The organism is Pseudomonas sp. SWRI68, assembly GCF_014269165.1.
Lineage (GTDB): Bacteria > Pseudomonadota > Gammaproteobacteria > Pseudomonadales > Pseudomonadaceae > Aquipseudomonas > Aquipseudomonas capeferrum.
Genome location: NZ_JABWRU010000009.1, coordinates 41,806 through 56,802 on the forward strand (window position 1 = coordinate 41,806; position 14,997 = coordinate 56,802).

13 protein-coding genes and 1 pseudogene are annotated in these 14,997 nt (G+C 61.1%); 10 read left to right on the forward strand and 4 right to left on the reverse strand.

Annotated features, from left to right (window positions below; genetic code table 11):
* The first annotated feature begins 35 nt into the window (after positions 1-35).
* The 4 genes from HU770_RS15030 to murB are packed head-to-tail and all read left to right on the forward strand — an operon-like array spanning position 36 to position 2,462.
* Positions 36-221, forward strand: coding sequence for a Trm112 family protein (locus HU770_RS15030; RefSeq protein ID WP_003247142.1), 186 nt, complete (start codon positions 36-38; stop codon positions 219-221).
* Positions 218-982, forward strand: a complete 765-nt coding sequence (gene kdsB, locus HU770_RS15035; protein ID WP_047583572.1) for a 3-deoxy-manno-octulosonate cytidylyltransferase — start codon at positions 218-220, stop codon at positions 980-982. The genes HU770_RS15030 and kdsB overlap by 4 nt, the downstream gene beginning before the upstream one ends.
* A complete protein-coding gene (locus tag HU770_RS15040; protein WP_033700581.1) occupies positions 982-1,446 on the forward strand; it encodes a low molecular weight protein-tyrosine-phosphatase in 465 nt (154 codons plus the stop codon). The genes kdsB and HU770_RS15040 overlap by 1 nt, the downstream gene beginning before the upstream one ends.
* Complete coding sequence (gene murB / locus HU770_RS15045) at positions 1,443-2,462, forward strand: UDP-N-acetylmuramate dehydrogenase (protein ID WP_186653768.1); 1,020 nt, start codon at positions 1,443-1,445, stop codon at positions 2,460-2,462. The genes HU770_RS15040 and murB overlap by 4 nt, the downstream gene beginning before the upstream one ends.
* A 33-nt stretch (positions 2,463-2,495) precedes the next feature.
* On the opposite strand, the pseudogene HU770_RS27090 reads toward murB, so the two are convergent.
* Positions 2,496-2,921, reverse strand: a pseudogene (locus tag HU770_RS27090) (DUF1214 domain-containing protein); the annotation flags it as partial.
* A 199-nt stretch (positions 2,922-3,120) separates the two neighbouring features.
* On the opposite strand from HU770_RS27090, the gene HU770_RS15055 reads away from it, so the two are divergent.
* On the forward strand, positions 3,121-3,942 hold the full coding sequence (locus tag HU770_RS15055) for a transporter (protein WP_186653770.1): 822 nt from the start codon (positions 3,121-3,123) through the stop codon (positions 3,940-3,942).
* Positions 3,943-3,965: 23 nt separating this feature from the next.
* Here the strand turns inward: HU770_RS15055 and HU770_RS15060 are convergent, their stop codons facing one another.
* On the reverse strand, positions 3,966-5,261 hold the full coding sequence (locus tag HU770_RS15060; RefSeq protein WP_186664075.1) for an outer membrane protein transport protein: 1,296 nt from the start codon (positions 5,259-5,261) through the stop codon (positions 3,966-3,968).
* Positions 5,262-5,483: 222 nt separating this feature from the next.
* Here HU770_RS15060 and HU770_RS15065 point away from each other — a divergent pair, with 222 nt between their 5' ends.
* A complete protein-coding gene (locus HU770_RS15065) occupies positions 5,484-6,896 on the forward strand; it encodes a DUF1254 domain-containing protein (protein WP_186664077.1) in 1,413 nt (470 codons plus the stop codon).
* A 157-nt stretch (positions 6,897-7,053) separates the two neighbouring features.
* Here HU770_RS15065 and rne read toward each other — a convergent pair whose 3' ends face one another.
* Positions 7,054-10,269 (reverse strand): ribonuclease E, encoded by a 3,216-nt coding sequence (rne, locus tag HU770_RS15070; RefSeq protein WP_186664079.1) that lies wholly within the window; start codon positions 10,267-10,269, stop codon positions 7,054-7,056.
* 800 nt (positions 10,270-11,069) lie between these two features.
* On the opposite strand from rne, the gene rluC reads away from it, so the two are divergent.
* The 3 genes from rluC to HU770_RS15085 are packed head-to-tail and all read left to right on the forward strand — an operon-like array spanning position 11,070 to position 13,702.
* Positions 11,070-12,026, forward strand: a complete 957-nt coding sequence (gene rluC, locus HU770_RS15075) for a 23S rRNA pseudouridine(955/2504/2580) synthase RluC (protein ID WP_033700578.1) — start codon at positions 11,070-11,072, stop codon at positions 12,024-12,026.
* Positions 12,027-12,029: 3 nt separating this feature from the next.
* A complete protein-coding gene (locus tag HU770_RS15080) occupies positions 12,030-12,689 on the forward strand; it encodes an HAD family hydrolase (protein WP_186653794.1) in 660 nt (219 codons plus the stop codon).
* 23 nt (positions 12,690-12,712) lie between these two features.
* Entirely contained in the window at positions 12,713-13,702 is a 990-nt protein-coding gene (locus HU770_RS15085) for a S49 family peptidase (protein WP_156311426.1), read from the forward strand.
* Positions 13,703-13,792: 90 nt separating this feature from the next.
* Here the strand turns inward: HU770_RS15085 and HU770_RS15090 are convergent, their stop codons facing one another.
* Positions 13,793-14,371 carry a nucleoside triphosphate pyrophosphatase gene (locus HU770_RS15090; RefSeq protein WP_186653800.1) on the reverse strand — a complete coding sequence of 193 codons (579 nt, stop codon included), beginning with the start codon at positions 14,369-14,371 and terminating at the stop codon, positions 13,793-13,795.
* Between the two features lie 95 nt (positions 14,372-14,466).
* Here HU770_RS15090 and HU770_RS15095 point away from each other — a divergent pair, with 95 nt between their 5' ends.
* Complete coding sequence (locus HU770_RS15095) at positions 14,467-14,994, forward strand: YceD family protein (RefSeq protein ID WP_077068576.1); 528 nt, start codon at positions 14,467-14,469, stop codon at positions 14,992-14,994.
* Positions 14,995-14,997: the final 3 nt, after the last annotated feature.

A 14,997-nucleotide genomic window follows, 5' to 3' on the forward strand; every position in this document is an offset into this window, starting at 1 on the left:
TCAATTGCCGGCCACTTGGCCTCAAGGAAGCTTCCATGGACACCAAACTGCTCGATATCCTGGCCTGCCCGATCACCAAAGGCCCGCTCAAGCTCAGCGCCGACAAGACCGAGCTGATCAGCAAGGGCGCGGGCCTGGCCTACCCGATCCGCGACGGCATCCCGGTGATGCTGGAAAGCGAAGCGCGTACCCTGACCGACGACGAGCGTCTGGACAAATGAGCCTGGACTACACCGTGGTGATTCCCGCCCGCCTGCGCTCCACGCGCCTGCCGGGCAAGCCGCTGTTAACGATCGCCGGCAAGCCGATGATCCAGCACGTGTGGGAACAGGCGCGTAAAAGTGCTGCCAGCCGTGTAGTCATCGCCACCGACGATGCCAGTATCGTCGAGGCCTGCCAGGCGTTTGGCGCCGAAGTGCTGCTGACCCGCGCCGACCATGAGTCCGGCACCGATCGCCTGGCCGAAGTGGCGGCGCGTCTCGGCTTGCCTGCCGACGCCATCGTGGTCAATGTGCAGGGTGACGAGCCGCTGATCCCGCCGGTGATCATCGACCAGGTGGCGGCGAACCTCGCGGCCCACCCGGAAGCCGGCATCGCCACCCTGGCCGAGCCGATCCACGAGCCGCAGGCCGTGTTCAACCCCAATGCGGTCAAGGTCGTCAGCGACAAGAACGGCCTGGCCTTGAGTTTCAGCCGTGCGCCGCTGCCCTGGGCGCGTGATGCCTTCGCCAAGGGCCGCGACCAACTGCCCGAAGGTGTGCCCTACCGCCGTCACATCGGCATGTATGCCTACCGCGTGGGCTTTTTGCAGGACTTCGTCGGCTGGGGCCCGTGCTGGCTTGAGCAGACCGAGGCGCTGGAGCAGTTGCGCGCCCTGTGGCATGGCGTGCGCATTCATGTCGAAGACGCCATCGAGGCGCCCGCCGTGGGTGTCGACACCCCTGAAGACCTGGAGCGCGTAAGGCGCCTGCTGGAGGCTTGATGCGCGTCCTGTTCGTTTGCCTGGGCAACATCTGCCGCTCGCCCACCGCCGAGGGCGTGCTGCGTCATCAGTTGCAGGCCGCAGGGCTTGCCGAGCAGGTGCACGTGGCGTCGGCTGGTACCGGTGACTGGCACGTCGGCAAGGCCCCAGACGGCCGTACCTGCAAGGCCGCGCTGGCCCGCGGGTATGATCTTTCGCAGCAACGCGCCCAGCAGGTGAGCGTGGCGCACTTTGCCGAGTACGATCTGATCCTGGCCATGGACGAGAGCAACCTGAGCCACTTGCGTGCCCTGCGCCCGCATTCGGCGTCAGGTGAGCTCGACCTTTTCCTGCGCCGCTATGGCGCGGAGCTGGATGAGGTGCCAGACCCGTACTACGGTGGCGCCGCCGGTTTCGAGCAGGTGCTGGACCTGATCGAGGTGGCGTGCCAGGCATTGGTGGTGGAAATCAAGGGGCGGTTATGACAGCGCTTTGGCAGGAGCAGGTTTCGCTCAAGCCTTTCAATACCTTCGGCATTGACGTCAAGGCCCGGTATTTCAGCCAGGTGCATGATGATGACGAGGTGCGCGAAGCGCTGGCCCAGGCACAGCAGCGCGGGCTGCCGGTGCTGGTCATCGGCGGAGGCAGCAACCTGCTGTTGACCGGTGATATCGATGCGCTGGTGCTGCACATGGCCAGCCGTGGCCGCCGCGTGCTGAGCGATGACGGCGAGCGCGTGGTGGTTGAAGCCGAGGCGGGTGAGCCTTGGCACCCGTTCGTGCAGTGGGCGCTGGCGCAAGGTTTGTGCGGGTTGGAAAACCTCAGCCTGATCCCGGGCACCGTGGGCGCAGCACCGATGCAGAACGTGGGCGCCTATGGCGTCGAGATCAAGCATGTGTTCGCCGGCTTGACTGCGCTGGATCGCCAGACCGGTGAGTTGCGTGATTTTGGTCTGGAAGAGTGCGCCTTTGGCTATCGCGACAGCCTGTTCAAGCGTAACCCTGGCCGCTGGTTGATCTTGCGGGTGCGCTTTGCGCTGAGCCATACGCTGCAGGCTCATCTGGATTATGGGCCGGTACGCCAGCGCTTGGTGGAGCAGGGCGTTGAACAGCCCAGCGCGCAGGCGATCAGCGACGCTATCTGCAGCATTCGCCGGGAGAAGTTGCCGGACCCGGCCGAATTGGGCAATGCCGGGAGTTTTTTCAAGAACCCGGTGGTCTCTGCTGAACTTGTCGAGGGTATTCGCGGGCGTTTCCCGGGCGTTGTGGCTTACCTTCAGGCTGATGGCCAGGTGAAGTTGGCGGCGGGGTGGCTGATCGAGCAGGCGGGCTGGAAGGGGTATCGCGATGGCGATGCGGGCGTGCATCGGCTGCAGTCGTTGGTGCTGGTCAACTATGGCCAGGCGAGCGGGGCGCAGTTGCATGACTTGGCGCGGCGCATCCAGGCGGACATCCGCGAGCGGTTCGGGGTTGAGCTCGAGATGGAGCCTAATCTGTACTGATTGTTTGGTGCGGGCCGTAGTGCCGCCATAAAAGCGCATAGCCGGTAGCGGCCGCTTCCCGGCGGTGGGAATCCAGTTGCTGGCAAGCCCGGCAGGCGCTTTGGGGCCGATGTAAATCGTGACGCTGCCGTCCGCATTTTTCTTCATCGCGTCCAGGTCATAGGAGGACAGTGTCGTGCGATTGGTATCGCTGTAGATGAACGACATGGTGTCACGGTTATAAACGGTCAATGCCCAGAACTGTTTGACCGGCATGTTGGCGGGGACGCTGATCTTGTAGGTCTTGCCAGGCTCAAAGGGTTTGCCGTTTTTATCGGACATGGCCATCAGGTATTGGGTTGCCGGTGAGTCGCTCAATGCCTTCGGCATATAGGTACACCAGAAGTACTCCGCCGCCCGACCGATCAGATCAATACTGTCGGCGTACTCAAAGGAGAAACGCTTGTTTTCATCAGTCATCAACAGCGAAGCATAGTGGCGATCCGGCCAATAGAACTTGTCTTTGGGCAGGTTATTGAACCTCAGCGATGGTAAGCTGCCATGCGTAGAGACACGACCTTAGACCATATCGCGGAAAGGCTCCAACGCTGGTGAATTTTGCACATTGATCGCCGTTGCCTACGCTCATCCCTGCTTAGTCGATTTCAGGGGATGAGTGATGGATCTGGAAAAACATTGGAGTTACACCCGTTCGGCACTGTTCGCGTCGCTGTGCGTTGTACCCATGGCCCAGGCTGAAGATTCGGCAGAATTGGCGAAAAAAGCCCTCAATCCCGTGGCAGCCATGTACAGCTTGCCGGTGCAATACAACTGGGATCAGAAAATGGGGCCGAGCGGGGAAGGCATGCACAGCGTGACCAATATTCAGCCAGTGCTGCCATTTACCCTCAACGATGACTGGAACCTGATTTCGCGCACCATCCTGCCGATTATTGATCAACACGGCCTGGCACCCAACGGTGCGGCGGACAAGTCGGGTGTCGGCGATATCACCCAGAGCTTTTTCTTCTCGCCCAAAGAGCCTACGGAAAGTGGCTGGATACTCGGTGTCGGCCCGGCGTTGTTGGTTCCCACCGGTAGTGATGAATTGCTCGGTAGTGAACAGTGGGGCATCGGCCCGACCGCCGTTGCGCTTAAACAGGCCAATGGCTGGACTCACGGAATACTTGCCAACCATATCTGGGGGCTGGAGGGCAGCCCGCCGGACGACAAGGAAAAGGTCAACCAGACCTTCCTACAGCCTTTTCTTTCCTACACCACCAGCACGCTCACCACGTATGGGGTCAATACGGAATCGACCTACAACTGGCAGTCACGCGAATGGTCGGTGCCGATCAATCTCACGGTCACGCAATTGTTGAAGATCTCAGGGCACCCACTGACGGTACAGGCTGGGCCGCGATACTGGCTCGACAGCCCGGATGATGGCCCACAGGGCTGGGGGGTTCGCTTCGCCGTAACGTTGTTGTTTCCACGCTGAGACAGAGGCGAAGCGATCAGCATTCAGAAGCGCCAGGTCGCACCGCCACCAATGATATGTAAGGCCGCATTGCGGTAAGTACCCGAAAGCGTATCACCCGAGCGTGCTTTCGTTTGTTCGACGTCCATATCGCCGAGCCAAACCAGGGTATAGGCTGCGTGCAAATCCAGCCCTTCATCGATTTGGTAGTTGACTCCAGTAGCCAGTCGCCAGGCTTCCCCCATGGGGTTGTCAACCGTACGATCCTTATCATCGACTGCTGAGCTGTCGTAACCGATGCCCATGCTCCAGCGTAATTTTTGGGTGGCCTGGTATTGGGTGCCAATCGAGGCGTGCCAGGTGTCTTTGTATTTGCGGTCAACGGTTCGGCTGACATCGGTAGCGCTTACGTCGACGTCTATGCCGATGCTGCCAAACTCACTCCAGTCTTGCCAGCCGAGGCTGCCGAGTAGCTTCCATTGCGAATTCAATTCATGTGCGACGCTGATGAGAGCGGTCTGTGGCACCGCCATATCCAAGTCGAGATCATTCACGTCGAGTCTGCTCAACGCGGCGTTGATTAGTGGATTACTGACCTTGTTCACACTGGGGCTGTCCTTGAATCCCAGATCGATCTTGCTGGTGTAGGCCAAACCAATCTGCGTGCGCGCGTTCAGTCGGTACAGCAGCCCCAGATTCACCCCGGTTCCGACATCCGTGTCTTTATACTCCAGTTGCCCGTCGGGACTGTCACGCAGTCCGAGCAAGTTGTTGTTGATGGCCATCTCGTTACGGTAGTAGGCGAACATGATGCGCGGCCCTATACCGATGGACAGATCATCGGTGAATTTGTGCGCCAGGGTGGGCTGAAACGACACACCGATAATTGCGGCCTCTTGATTGAAATAGCGGCCAGCCCAGTCGTCGTCGTAATTCAGTGCGAGTCCAAAGTTACCGTACATGCCAAAACCCACCGCTGAGCGCTCGTCGATTTGATGACTGATGAACAGACTGGAACCGGGCAAGTATTGCAGGGCGTTGCCCCCTTCGTTGCCGTCGAACTGATTGTTACTGTCGCGGGAAAAGCGCATGTGGCCAAGAATTACCTGGGCATTGGCGCTGACCTGGGTTCCTTGCAGCTCGGTGATACCCGCCGGGTTGCTCATGAGAACACTGGGATCGCTGGCCAATGCAGCGGCGCCCGCGTTGGCCAGGCCGTTACCTTCCTGACCGGTTTCATAAACCAGAATTCCGCCCGCCCAGGCGTCGCCAGCAAGCAGACCAAGGCCGAAAATGATTGAGTGTGCAAGACGTTGGCGGCTGAGGTTGAGTGTATTCATCGCGCTTCCCTTTACGAACTCGGCGGGCACTGCGTATCGCCATCCAAGATGACTTAACGAATTTTGAAGCTTAGTCATGAATCGTAGAAATGCGATCACTGGCGGTGGACGCAGGTTTGACGGACGGTAAGAGCGCGCCTAGGGTTCATACGGTATTCAGTCTCAGGTCGATCTTAGAGACGGCTTGTGTCCGTCGCACCTGCACGTGAAAGGACGCTTACCATGATTTCATCACGCCATTGGTTGTCTTGTGTTCTGCCCTTGTGTGTTGCGCTCGGCAGCGCGATGCACGCGCAAGCCAGCACGCCGGATTTACTGCTGACCACGCCCGCAACACCTGACGTGGTGGAAAAGGGAATGCAAGCTGATGGCTATAGCCTGGCGATCTCGGCTTACAACTGGGGTTATCCGCTGGTGCGCATGGAAAGAGTGGCACGGGAATACATTACCGTTCCTTCGCCAAAACCAGACACCAGCTATCGCGCCGGCCTTAACCAGATTGGCTGGGCAACCGCGCTGGCGTCGCCGTCCGCCAAGGACATGCCCACCGCCAACAATGACACCTACTACATGAGCGCGGTGCTGGATCTAACCGAGCCCTATGTCTTGAGCGTGCCCGATACCGATGACCGCTATTACGTGGTCGATGTATTCAACATGTGGCAAGAACTTGAGCACTATGTCGGACGACGCACTACTGGCACCAAGGCCGGCAAATATGTCCTGGTGCCACCGGACTGGAAGGGCGAGTTGCCAAAGGACGCGAAGCGCCTCGACGTCTCGACCAAAAAAATCTGGCTGTGGGGGCGCATTCACGTCAAGCAGGGTGAAGATGTCGCGCCGATCCTCGCCTTGCAGAAACAGTTCAGTGTCGTGCCGTTGAGTGGCAAGTCGAACAAGGATGGGGCATTGCCTGCATTGCCGCAGACGGGCGACGACCCGCTGGGTTTCTTCATCGAACTGGCGTCGGCGCTCAAGGACAACCCGGTCAAGCCTGCCGACGCAGCATTGTTTGCCCAATTCGCCCGCATCGGCCTGACGGAAAAAGGCTTTTCACCCGATAAGCTGAATCCGGCCACTCGCAAAGGTCTAGAGCAAGGTTTGAAAGATGCCCCCTACGTGGCGATCGCGTCGCTGGCGAGCACGTCGGAAGTGCGCAATGGCTGGAACTGGGTGACCGGTCTTGACAGCTTTGGCTTCAACTACCCGCTACGCGCCATGGTGGCTGGCCCCTATCTGGGAGGCCAGGGTGAGCGTGAAGCGATGTATCCGTTGCGCTTCACCGATAGCCAGAATGAACCACTCACAGGGGCCAACCAATATGAAATAAAACTGGCCTCTGCACCGCCGGTGAATGCGTTCTGGTCGCTGACCATGTACAACGCTAGCGACAAAATGTTGGTCGACAACGAGATCAGTCGCTACAAGGTCGGCCCCGATACAAAGGGTTTGAAAGTCGCGGCGGACGGTTCGATTACTATTCCGATCTCCCACAAAAAACCGCAGGGAGAGAATGCCGCCAACTGGCTACCGGCACCCGAAGGCGGTTTCTACGTGATGTTACGTTTGTATCAACCTTCAGAGGAGGCTCTCTCGGGCAAGTGGCAGCTTCCACAGCTGAACAAGGTCAATTGAGTACCTGGGACGTCCTGTCCTAACCGTCGGCCAATAGCTTGGGCTTAGCCGTCCACTATTGGCCGATTCTGTTGAAAACGCGCAGCCACCAGGCCACTAGGCAAGAAAAAGCCCCGCCAGTTCGCACTGGCGGGGCTTTTTCATTCAGCCGTTGGCATCAACCGTGATGAGGCTTGTGCTCATCAGCGGTTTCCAGGGCCGGCTCTGCAGCTTCCTGCGCGGCCTTGGCAGCAGCTTCAGCTTCACGCTTGCGGCGACGGACTTCACGTGGGTCGTTCGGCGCGCGGCCGTTGGCCAGCATGACGGTAGCAGCTTCAACCACGGCAGGTGCTTCGACCGGTGCAGGCTCGACAACAACTGGCGCTGGCTCCACGACCACTTCGGGTTGCGCTTCGACAACCACGGCAGCCTGCTCGGCAACCACGGCTTCTTCAACGACTACCGGCGCCTGCTCGATTTCGCCGGCTTCAACTGCTGGCGCTTCGACTGGGGCTTCGACAGGCGCTTCGGCAACGACCACCGCTTCAGCGGCAGGGGCCGCTTCGACAACTGGCTGCGGCGTGACTTCGACCACGGGCTCGGCGCTGGCCTCGACCACGGCGACAGGCTCGCTGAGCGGTTGCTCAACCACAGGGGCAACAGCGGCTTCCTCGGCCTGTGCAACAGCTTCGACCTGCTCGGACGGTTTGGCGGCTTCGCTGTTGTCGGTTTCGACGACTTCGGCGGTGGCGCGCTCGGCCTGCTGGTTGGCTTGCGCTTCGGCATCGGCGCTGATGTTGCTGCTGGCAACAGCTGCGGTGACGGCCAGGCCGGCGGCCAGTTCGGCACCCAGCTCGGTGGCCTGGTGCTGTTGTGGCTGCTCTTCGCTGCCTTCGTCTTCACTGCCTTCGATCAGCTCACCGTTGGCATTGCGCTGACGCTCGCGACGGTTGCTGCGACGACGCTGGCCGCGGGAACGGCGACGTGGACGCTCGCCATCTGCGCCTTCCTGCTCGTCCTGCAGCAGTTCATCGTTCGGCAGTTGCTCTTCGGCAAGCTCAGCAGCCTGCTCGGCCGCTTCTTCGGTGGCACGTGGCTGGCGCTCTTCACGCGGCGGGCGCGGGGCACGCTCTTCGCGTGGGGCGCGTTCTTCACGAGGGGCACGCTCTTCACGCGGTGCACGTTCTTCGCGAGGGGCACGCTCTTCACGCGGTGCGCGTTCCTCACGAGGGGCACGTTCTTCACGCGGTGCACGTTCCTCACGTGGTGCACGTTCTTCACGGGCTACACGCTCTTCACGTGGCTGACGCTCTTCGCGTGCAACCGGTGCCGGCGAGGCCTCCAGTGGCTCGCGCAGTTCGCGTACCGGGCGCTCTTCGCGGTTGCCACGACGGTCTTCGCGTGGCTGGCGTGGTTGGCGCTCTTCGCGAGGTGCGCGTTCTTCACGCGGGGCACGTTCTTCACGCGGCGCGCGTTCTTCGCGAGGCTGGCGCTCTTCACGCGGGGCGCGCTCGGCACGCTCTTCGCGTGGTTTGCGCTCTTCGTCGCGGCGGCCATTGCGGTTGCGGCTCTGCTGGCGGCCGTTACGGCGTTCTTCGTTGCGTGGCGTGCGATCAGCGGCTGGTTTTTCGGCCGTGACGGCCGGTGCGGCGACCGGTTCGTCCTTGCCGGCGAACAGGCTGACCAGCGACTTGACCAGGCCTTTGAACAGGCTCGGCTCTGGGGCGCTTGGCGCTGGGGCTACCGGTGCGGCGGGCTGCTGAGGCTCTTCGACAGCGCTCGGCACCGGCGCACTGGTGCGGGCCGGGGCGGTCTTGACCGCAGCCTCCTGGCGAACCAGGGTGCGCGTGGCGGCGGGTACCGGCGTCGCTTCTTCGGTCTCGGTGGCGGCGATCTCGTAGCTGGACTGGTTGTTCAGCACTTCCGGGTTGTCATCGCGCAGGCGCTGGACTTCGAAGTGCGGGGTTTCCAGGTGATCGTTCGGCAGGATGATGATGCGTGCGCGGGTGCGCAGTTCGATCTTGGTGATCGAGTTGCGTTTCTCGTTGAGCAGGAACGCGGCGACCGGGATCGGCACCTGGGCGCGCACTTCGGCGGTGCGGTCTTTCAGGGCTTCTTCTTCGATCAGGCGCAGAATGGCCAGCGACAGCGATTCGACATCACGGATGATGCCGGTGCCCGAGCAGCGTGGGCAGACGATGCCGCTGCTTTCGCCCAGCGATGGGCGCAGGCGCTGACGGGACATTTCCAGCAGGCCGAAGCGCGAGATGCGACCCACTTGCACGCGGGCACGGTCGGCTTCGAGGCACTCACGCACACGCTCTTCAACGGCGCGCTGGTTCTTGGCCGGGGTCATGTCGATGAAGTCGATGACGATCAGGCCGCCGATGTCGCGCAGACGCAGTTGGCGGGCGATTTCCTCGGCCGCTTCCAGGTTGGTCTGCAGGGCGGTTTCCTCGATGTCGCTGCCTTTGGTGGCGCGCGCCGAGTTGATGTCGATGGAGACCAGGGCCTCGGTCGGGTCGATCACGATCGAGCCGCCGGACGGCAGGTCGACGACACGCTGGAAGGCGGTTTCGATCTGGCTTTCGATCTGGAAGCGGTTGAACAGTGGCACGCTGTCTTCGTACAGCTTGACCTTGCTGGCGTACTGCGGCATCACCTGGCGGATGAAGGTCAGGGCTTCTTCCTGGGCGTCGATGCTGTCGATCAGCACTTCGCCGATGTCCTGACGCAGGTAGTCGCGGATGGCGCGGATGATGACGTTGCTTTCCTGGTAGATCAGGAATGGTGCAGCGCGGTCAAGGGAGGCTTCCTTGATGGCGGTCCACAGCTGCAGCAGGTAGTCGAGGTCCCACTGCATTTCTTCGCTGCTGCGGCCAAGGCCGGCAGTGCGCACGATCAGGCCCATGTCGCCCGGCACGGTCAGGCCGTTCAGGGCTTCGCGCAGTTCGTTGCGCTCTTCGCCTTCGATGCGGCGGGAGATGCCACCAGCGCGTGGGTTGTTGGGCATCAGCACCAGGTAGCGACCGGCCAGGCTGATGAAGGTGGTGAGGGCGGCGCCTTTGTTGCCGCGCTCTTCCTTCTCGACCTGGACGATGACTTCCTGGCCTTCGCTGAGGACGTCTTTGATGTTGACGCGGCCTTCGGGGGACTTCTTGAAGTACTCGCGGGAGATTTCTTTCAGCGGCAGGAAGCCGTGACGTTCGGAACCGAAGTCGACGAAGGCGGCTTCGAGGCTAGGTTCGATGCGGGTGATCTTGCCTTTGTAGATGTTGGCCTTTTTCTGCTCACGCGCGCCGGACTCGATGTCCAGGTCGTAGAGGCGTTGGCCGTCCACCAGGGCTACACGCAACTCTTCGGGTTGAGTTGCGTTAATCAGCATTCTTTTCATGTTGTACCGTCGGTTTCCGGGCTGCCGGAAACGGCGTTCGGCACACACGACGTCTCATGGTCGGTGCCAAGGTGCGCAAAGGGTGGCGGGCCACCCCCGTGTCGAGCGACGTTCGGCACCAGCCGGTTGCCCAGCCTGCCGTTGTCACGACGACGCGTCCTGTTTGCTGCGGTGCCTACCAGGCCCTTGTGGCTTTCGAATAGGTATCCGAATCAACCCAGCGGGCCAAGTGCACTCAGTCAGGAGGAGGAATCAACCTTCAGCCGTGGACGCCCGGAGGCATCTGTTTCAGGACCTTATCCGCTCGCCGGCCATTTCAGTGGGCCGGTGGCCGGACGCGGTGCTACACGGTCCGAGGGCTGTGCATCTCCACCCTGCACGTATCCCTGATAATTCGGGTGCTGCCGCGCGCTGAATCCGCAACGGGTTGCATTTTTCGCCAGCGCAGGTTGAGCGCTGGCGCCATTCATGTCCAAGGCAGGTATTTCCGAAGCATTCGCCGTGCGTTGCGTGCAAACGTCGGGGCGGGCAGAGGTGCAGCGAAAAGAAGCGGGTAAGCAGGTGAAACACCGCACTTGTCGTTTTTTTTCAGTCTTCTCTACACAGCGCTGGTGGCGATTCCAGGCAATTCGGTAAACTGGCGAAAACCCCGTAGGACGGCCTCGCGTCCTGGAGAATTGCGAAGGTCAGGGACCGGCGAAGAGCCTGGTGCCGCTGGCCTGCCGCTTTTGGCGGCGTTCGCGACTATAGCAGCAATGATTAAGTGCTTCAATTCCATAAAAAATTGTTATGATCCCTTGATGACGACCAATACCCCTCCGACTTCCGGCGTTCAGCTGATCGAAGTCGCGCCGGAGCTTGCCGGCCAACGCATCGACAATTTCCTCATCACGGCGCTCAAGGGCGTGCCCAAGACCTTGGTTTACCGCATCCTGCGCAAGGGTGAGGTGCGGGTCAACAAAGGGCGCGTCAAGCCTGAATACAAAATTCAGGCTGGCGATATCGTACGGGTACCGCCCGTCCGCTTGCCTGAGCGTGATGCACCTGCGCCCGTAGCCCAGGGGCTGCTGCAGCGCCTTGAAGCGGCGATTGTCTACGAAGACAAGGCGCTCATCGTGATGAACAAGCCGGCGGGTATCGCCGTGCATGGCGGCAGTGGCCTGAGTTTCGGGGTGATCGAGGCGTTGCGTCAGCTGCGTCCGGATGCCAAGGAGCTTGAGCTGGTGCATCGCCTGGACCGCGACACGTCCGGCCTGCTGATGATCGCCAAGAAGCGCAGCATGCTGCGCCACCTGCATGCCGCCCTGCGCGGCGACGGTGTCGACAAGCGCTACATGGCGTTGGTGCGTGGCCACTGGCCGACCGCGAAGAAGCAGGTCAATGCGCCGTTGCTCAAAAGCAACCTGCGCTCTGGCGAGCGCATGGTCGAGGTCAACGAGGAGGGCAAGGAGGCGCTGACCCTGTTCCGCGTGCTGCGCCGTTTCGGTGAGTTCGCCACCATTGTCGAAGCGCGTCCGATCACCGGCCGTACCCACCAGATCCGCGTGCACACCTTGCATGCCGGGCACATGATCGCCGGCGACAGCAAGTACGGCGACGAAGACTTCAGTCGCGAGATTCGCGAGCTGGGTGGCAAGCGCCTGTTCCTGCATGCCTATGCCTTGACCGTGCCACTGCCTGACGGTGGCGAGCTCAAGCTGGAGGCGCCGGTGGATGAAGTGTGGGCCAAGACTGTAGAGCGTTTGAGTGCGTCCTGAGCGATGAAAAAGTCTTATGAGCTGCTGATCTTCGACTGGGACGGCACCTTGGCTGACTCCATCGGGCGCATCGTCGAGGCCATGAACGCTGCCGCCGAGCGCGCCGGTGAGGCGCCGAGTCACGATGATGCGGTCAAGGGCATCATCGGCCTGGCCCTGGGCGAGGCGATCCATACGCTGTATCCGCACCTGACGCCCGTGCAGCTCGAGCGTTTTCGGCAGCACTATGCCGACATCTACACGGCGCTTGATCAAAAGCCGTCGCCGTTGTTTGAGGGTGTGGTCGAGTCGCTGGATGCCTTCCGTGCCGAGGGTTACCGCTTGGCGGTAGCAACTGGCAAGGCCCGTCGAGGCCTGGATCGGGTGCTCAAGGCCAATGGCTGGGAGCAGTTCTTCGATATCACCCGCGCCGCCGACGAGACCCGTGGCAAGCCACACCCGCTGATGCTCGAGGAGATTCTCAGCCATTGCGGTGTCGAGCCTGGGCGCGCGTTGATGGTCGGTGATTCGGCGTTTGATCTGCAGATGGCCAGCAATGCGGGCATGCACTCGGTGGCTGTCGGCTATGGCGCGATGTCGCTGCAGGCACTGGCCGAGTTCGGCCCGCAGGTGTGCATCGATCATTTCTCCCAGTTGCGTGAGTGGCTGGTCGGTTCCGCGTAATTTCACTTCCAAGGCAGGTGAGCATGGCAGACGAATGGAAAGCCCCAGAGTCCGAACCCGAGGAGCGCGAAGAGCGCAAGAGCTGGAAGCTGTTGGAAAAAACCCTGCTGGCGAGTGTCCAGGAGCAGCGCCGCGCACGGCGCTGGGGGATTTTCTTCAAGCTGCTGACCTTTGTTTACCTGTTCGGCATGCTGGTCTTGTTCACGCCGTTGATGGACATGGACAAGGCCGCCTCGCGCAGCGCCAGCCATACGGCATTGATCGAGGTGCGCGGCGTGATTGCCGATCAGGAGGCGGCCAGTGCCGACAACCTCGTCAAGAGCCTGCGTGAGGCGTTCAAGGACGCCAAAACCAAAGCCGTGGTGTTGCGGATCAACAGCCCGGGTGGCAGCCCGGTGCAGGCGGGCTATGTCTATGACGAGATTCGCCGGCTGCGTGCCGAGTACCCGGCGATCAAGCTGTATGCAGTGATCACCGACCTGGGGGCTTCCGGTGCCTATTACATCGCCAGTGCGGCGGATGAGATCTATGCCGACAAGGCCAGCCTGGTTGGCTCCATTGGGGTGACGGCGGCGGGTTACGGGTTTGTCGGTTCGATGGAGAAGCTGGGGGTCGAGCGGCGCACCTATACCGCAGGTGAGCACAAGGCCTTCCTTGATCCGTTCTCGCCAGAGAAGCCTGATGAGCGGGCGTTCTGGCAGGGCGTGCTGAATACCACGCACCAGCAGTTCATCGCCATGGTCAAGCAGGGGCGGGGTGATCGGCTGAAGGACAAGGAGCACCCGGAGCTGTTCAGTGGGCTGATCTGGTCGGGCGAGCAGGCCAAGGCGCTTGGCTTGGTGGATGGCTTGGGCAGTGCCAGCTATGTGGCGCGGGAGATTGTCGGCGAGAAGGAACTGGTGGATTTCACGGTTCAGGAATCGCCGTTTGACCGGTTCTCCAAGCGGATCGGCGCCAGTGTGGCTGAACATCTGGCGATGTACATGGGGTTCCAGGGGCCGTCTTTGCGCTGAGGGTTGGCCGTTGGTTGTGTGGCACCCCTTTGCAGTACCCATGAGGTCGAGCACCGCTCGATCTCATGGGTACTAAAATGCTGGATCGAACTACGGAACCACCACCCCTTCCTTGGTCAGCATGTCCACCAGCCGAATCAGCGGCAGCCCGACCAGGCTGGTCGCATCGCACCCATGCGTGCTTTGAAACAAACTCACCCCCAGCCCTTCGGCCTTGAAGCTCCCTGCGCAATCCAGCGGCTGTTCCGCAGCCACGTAGCGCTCCACGCGCTCCCGGCTCAGTTCCCGCATCGTCACCGTAAACGGCACGCAATCGACCTGGCATTGCCCTGTAGCGCTATTGAGTAGCGCCAGCCCGGTCAGGAAGGTGACCTGCTGCCCGCTGGCCTCCAGCAGCTGCTCGCAGGCCCGCTCGAAGCTCAAGGGCTTGCCAAGGATCTGTTCGCCCAGCACGGCGACCTGGTCCGAGCCGATGATCAGGTGCCCGGGGTGGCTGCCCGCCAGTGCCTCGGCCTTTTGTTTGGCCAGGCGCCGTACCAGCTCCACGGCAGGCTCGTCACCCAGGCGCTGCTCGTCTATATCGGGGCTTTCCCAGGTGAAGGGCAGGCGCAGGCGGGCGAGCAGTTCGCGTCTGTAAGGTGAACTGGAAGCCAGTAATAAGGGCAGCATGGTAGACTCCTGATCTGTTGTACTCATCCTATCACGCGATTTGCCGCCGAATTTCCTTTGACAGGGGCGGGGGCCATCCCTAGAATGCTGCGCCTATGTTGAATGACCCGATTCCACCTCACGTTGACCCGCGCAAATTAGCCGATCGTGGCGTAACCCTTAACGGTTCGCTGCAACTCGCTGATTTGGAAAGACTCTGCGACCCGCTTTCCGACAATGTCGGTACGGTGCAGGCGAAGTTAAATTTTGAACGAGATGAACAGCACGTGGTGGTTATCCACAGCGAGCTTGACGTCGAGGTCAAGATGGTTTGCCAGCGTTGTCTTGAGCTGGTCACCCTGCCGATCCACAGCGAATGTACTTACGCCGTGGTAAAGGAGGGTGCGAATACCCAGTCGTTGCCGAAAGGCTATGACGTGCTGGAACTGGGCGAAGATCCATTGGATCTGCAGGCGTTTATCGAGGAGGAGCTTCTGCTCGCCTTGCCAATCGTGCCTGCTCATCATCCGGAAGAATGCCAGCAGCCGGCGGGCGCAGACGAGCCCGATTCGAGCAAGGACGAGGTATCGCGGTCCAACCCGTTCAGTGTTTTGGCGCAGTTAAAGCGTGACCCAAACGTTTAGGAG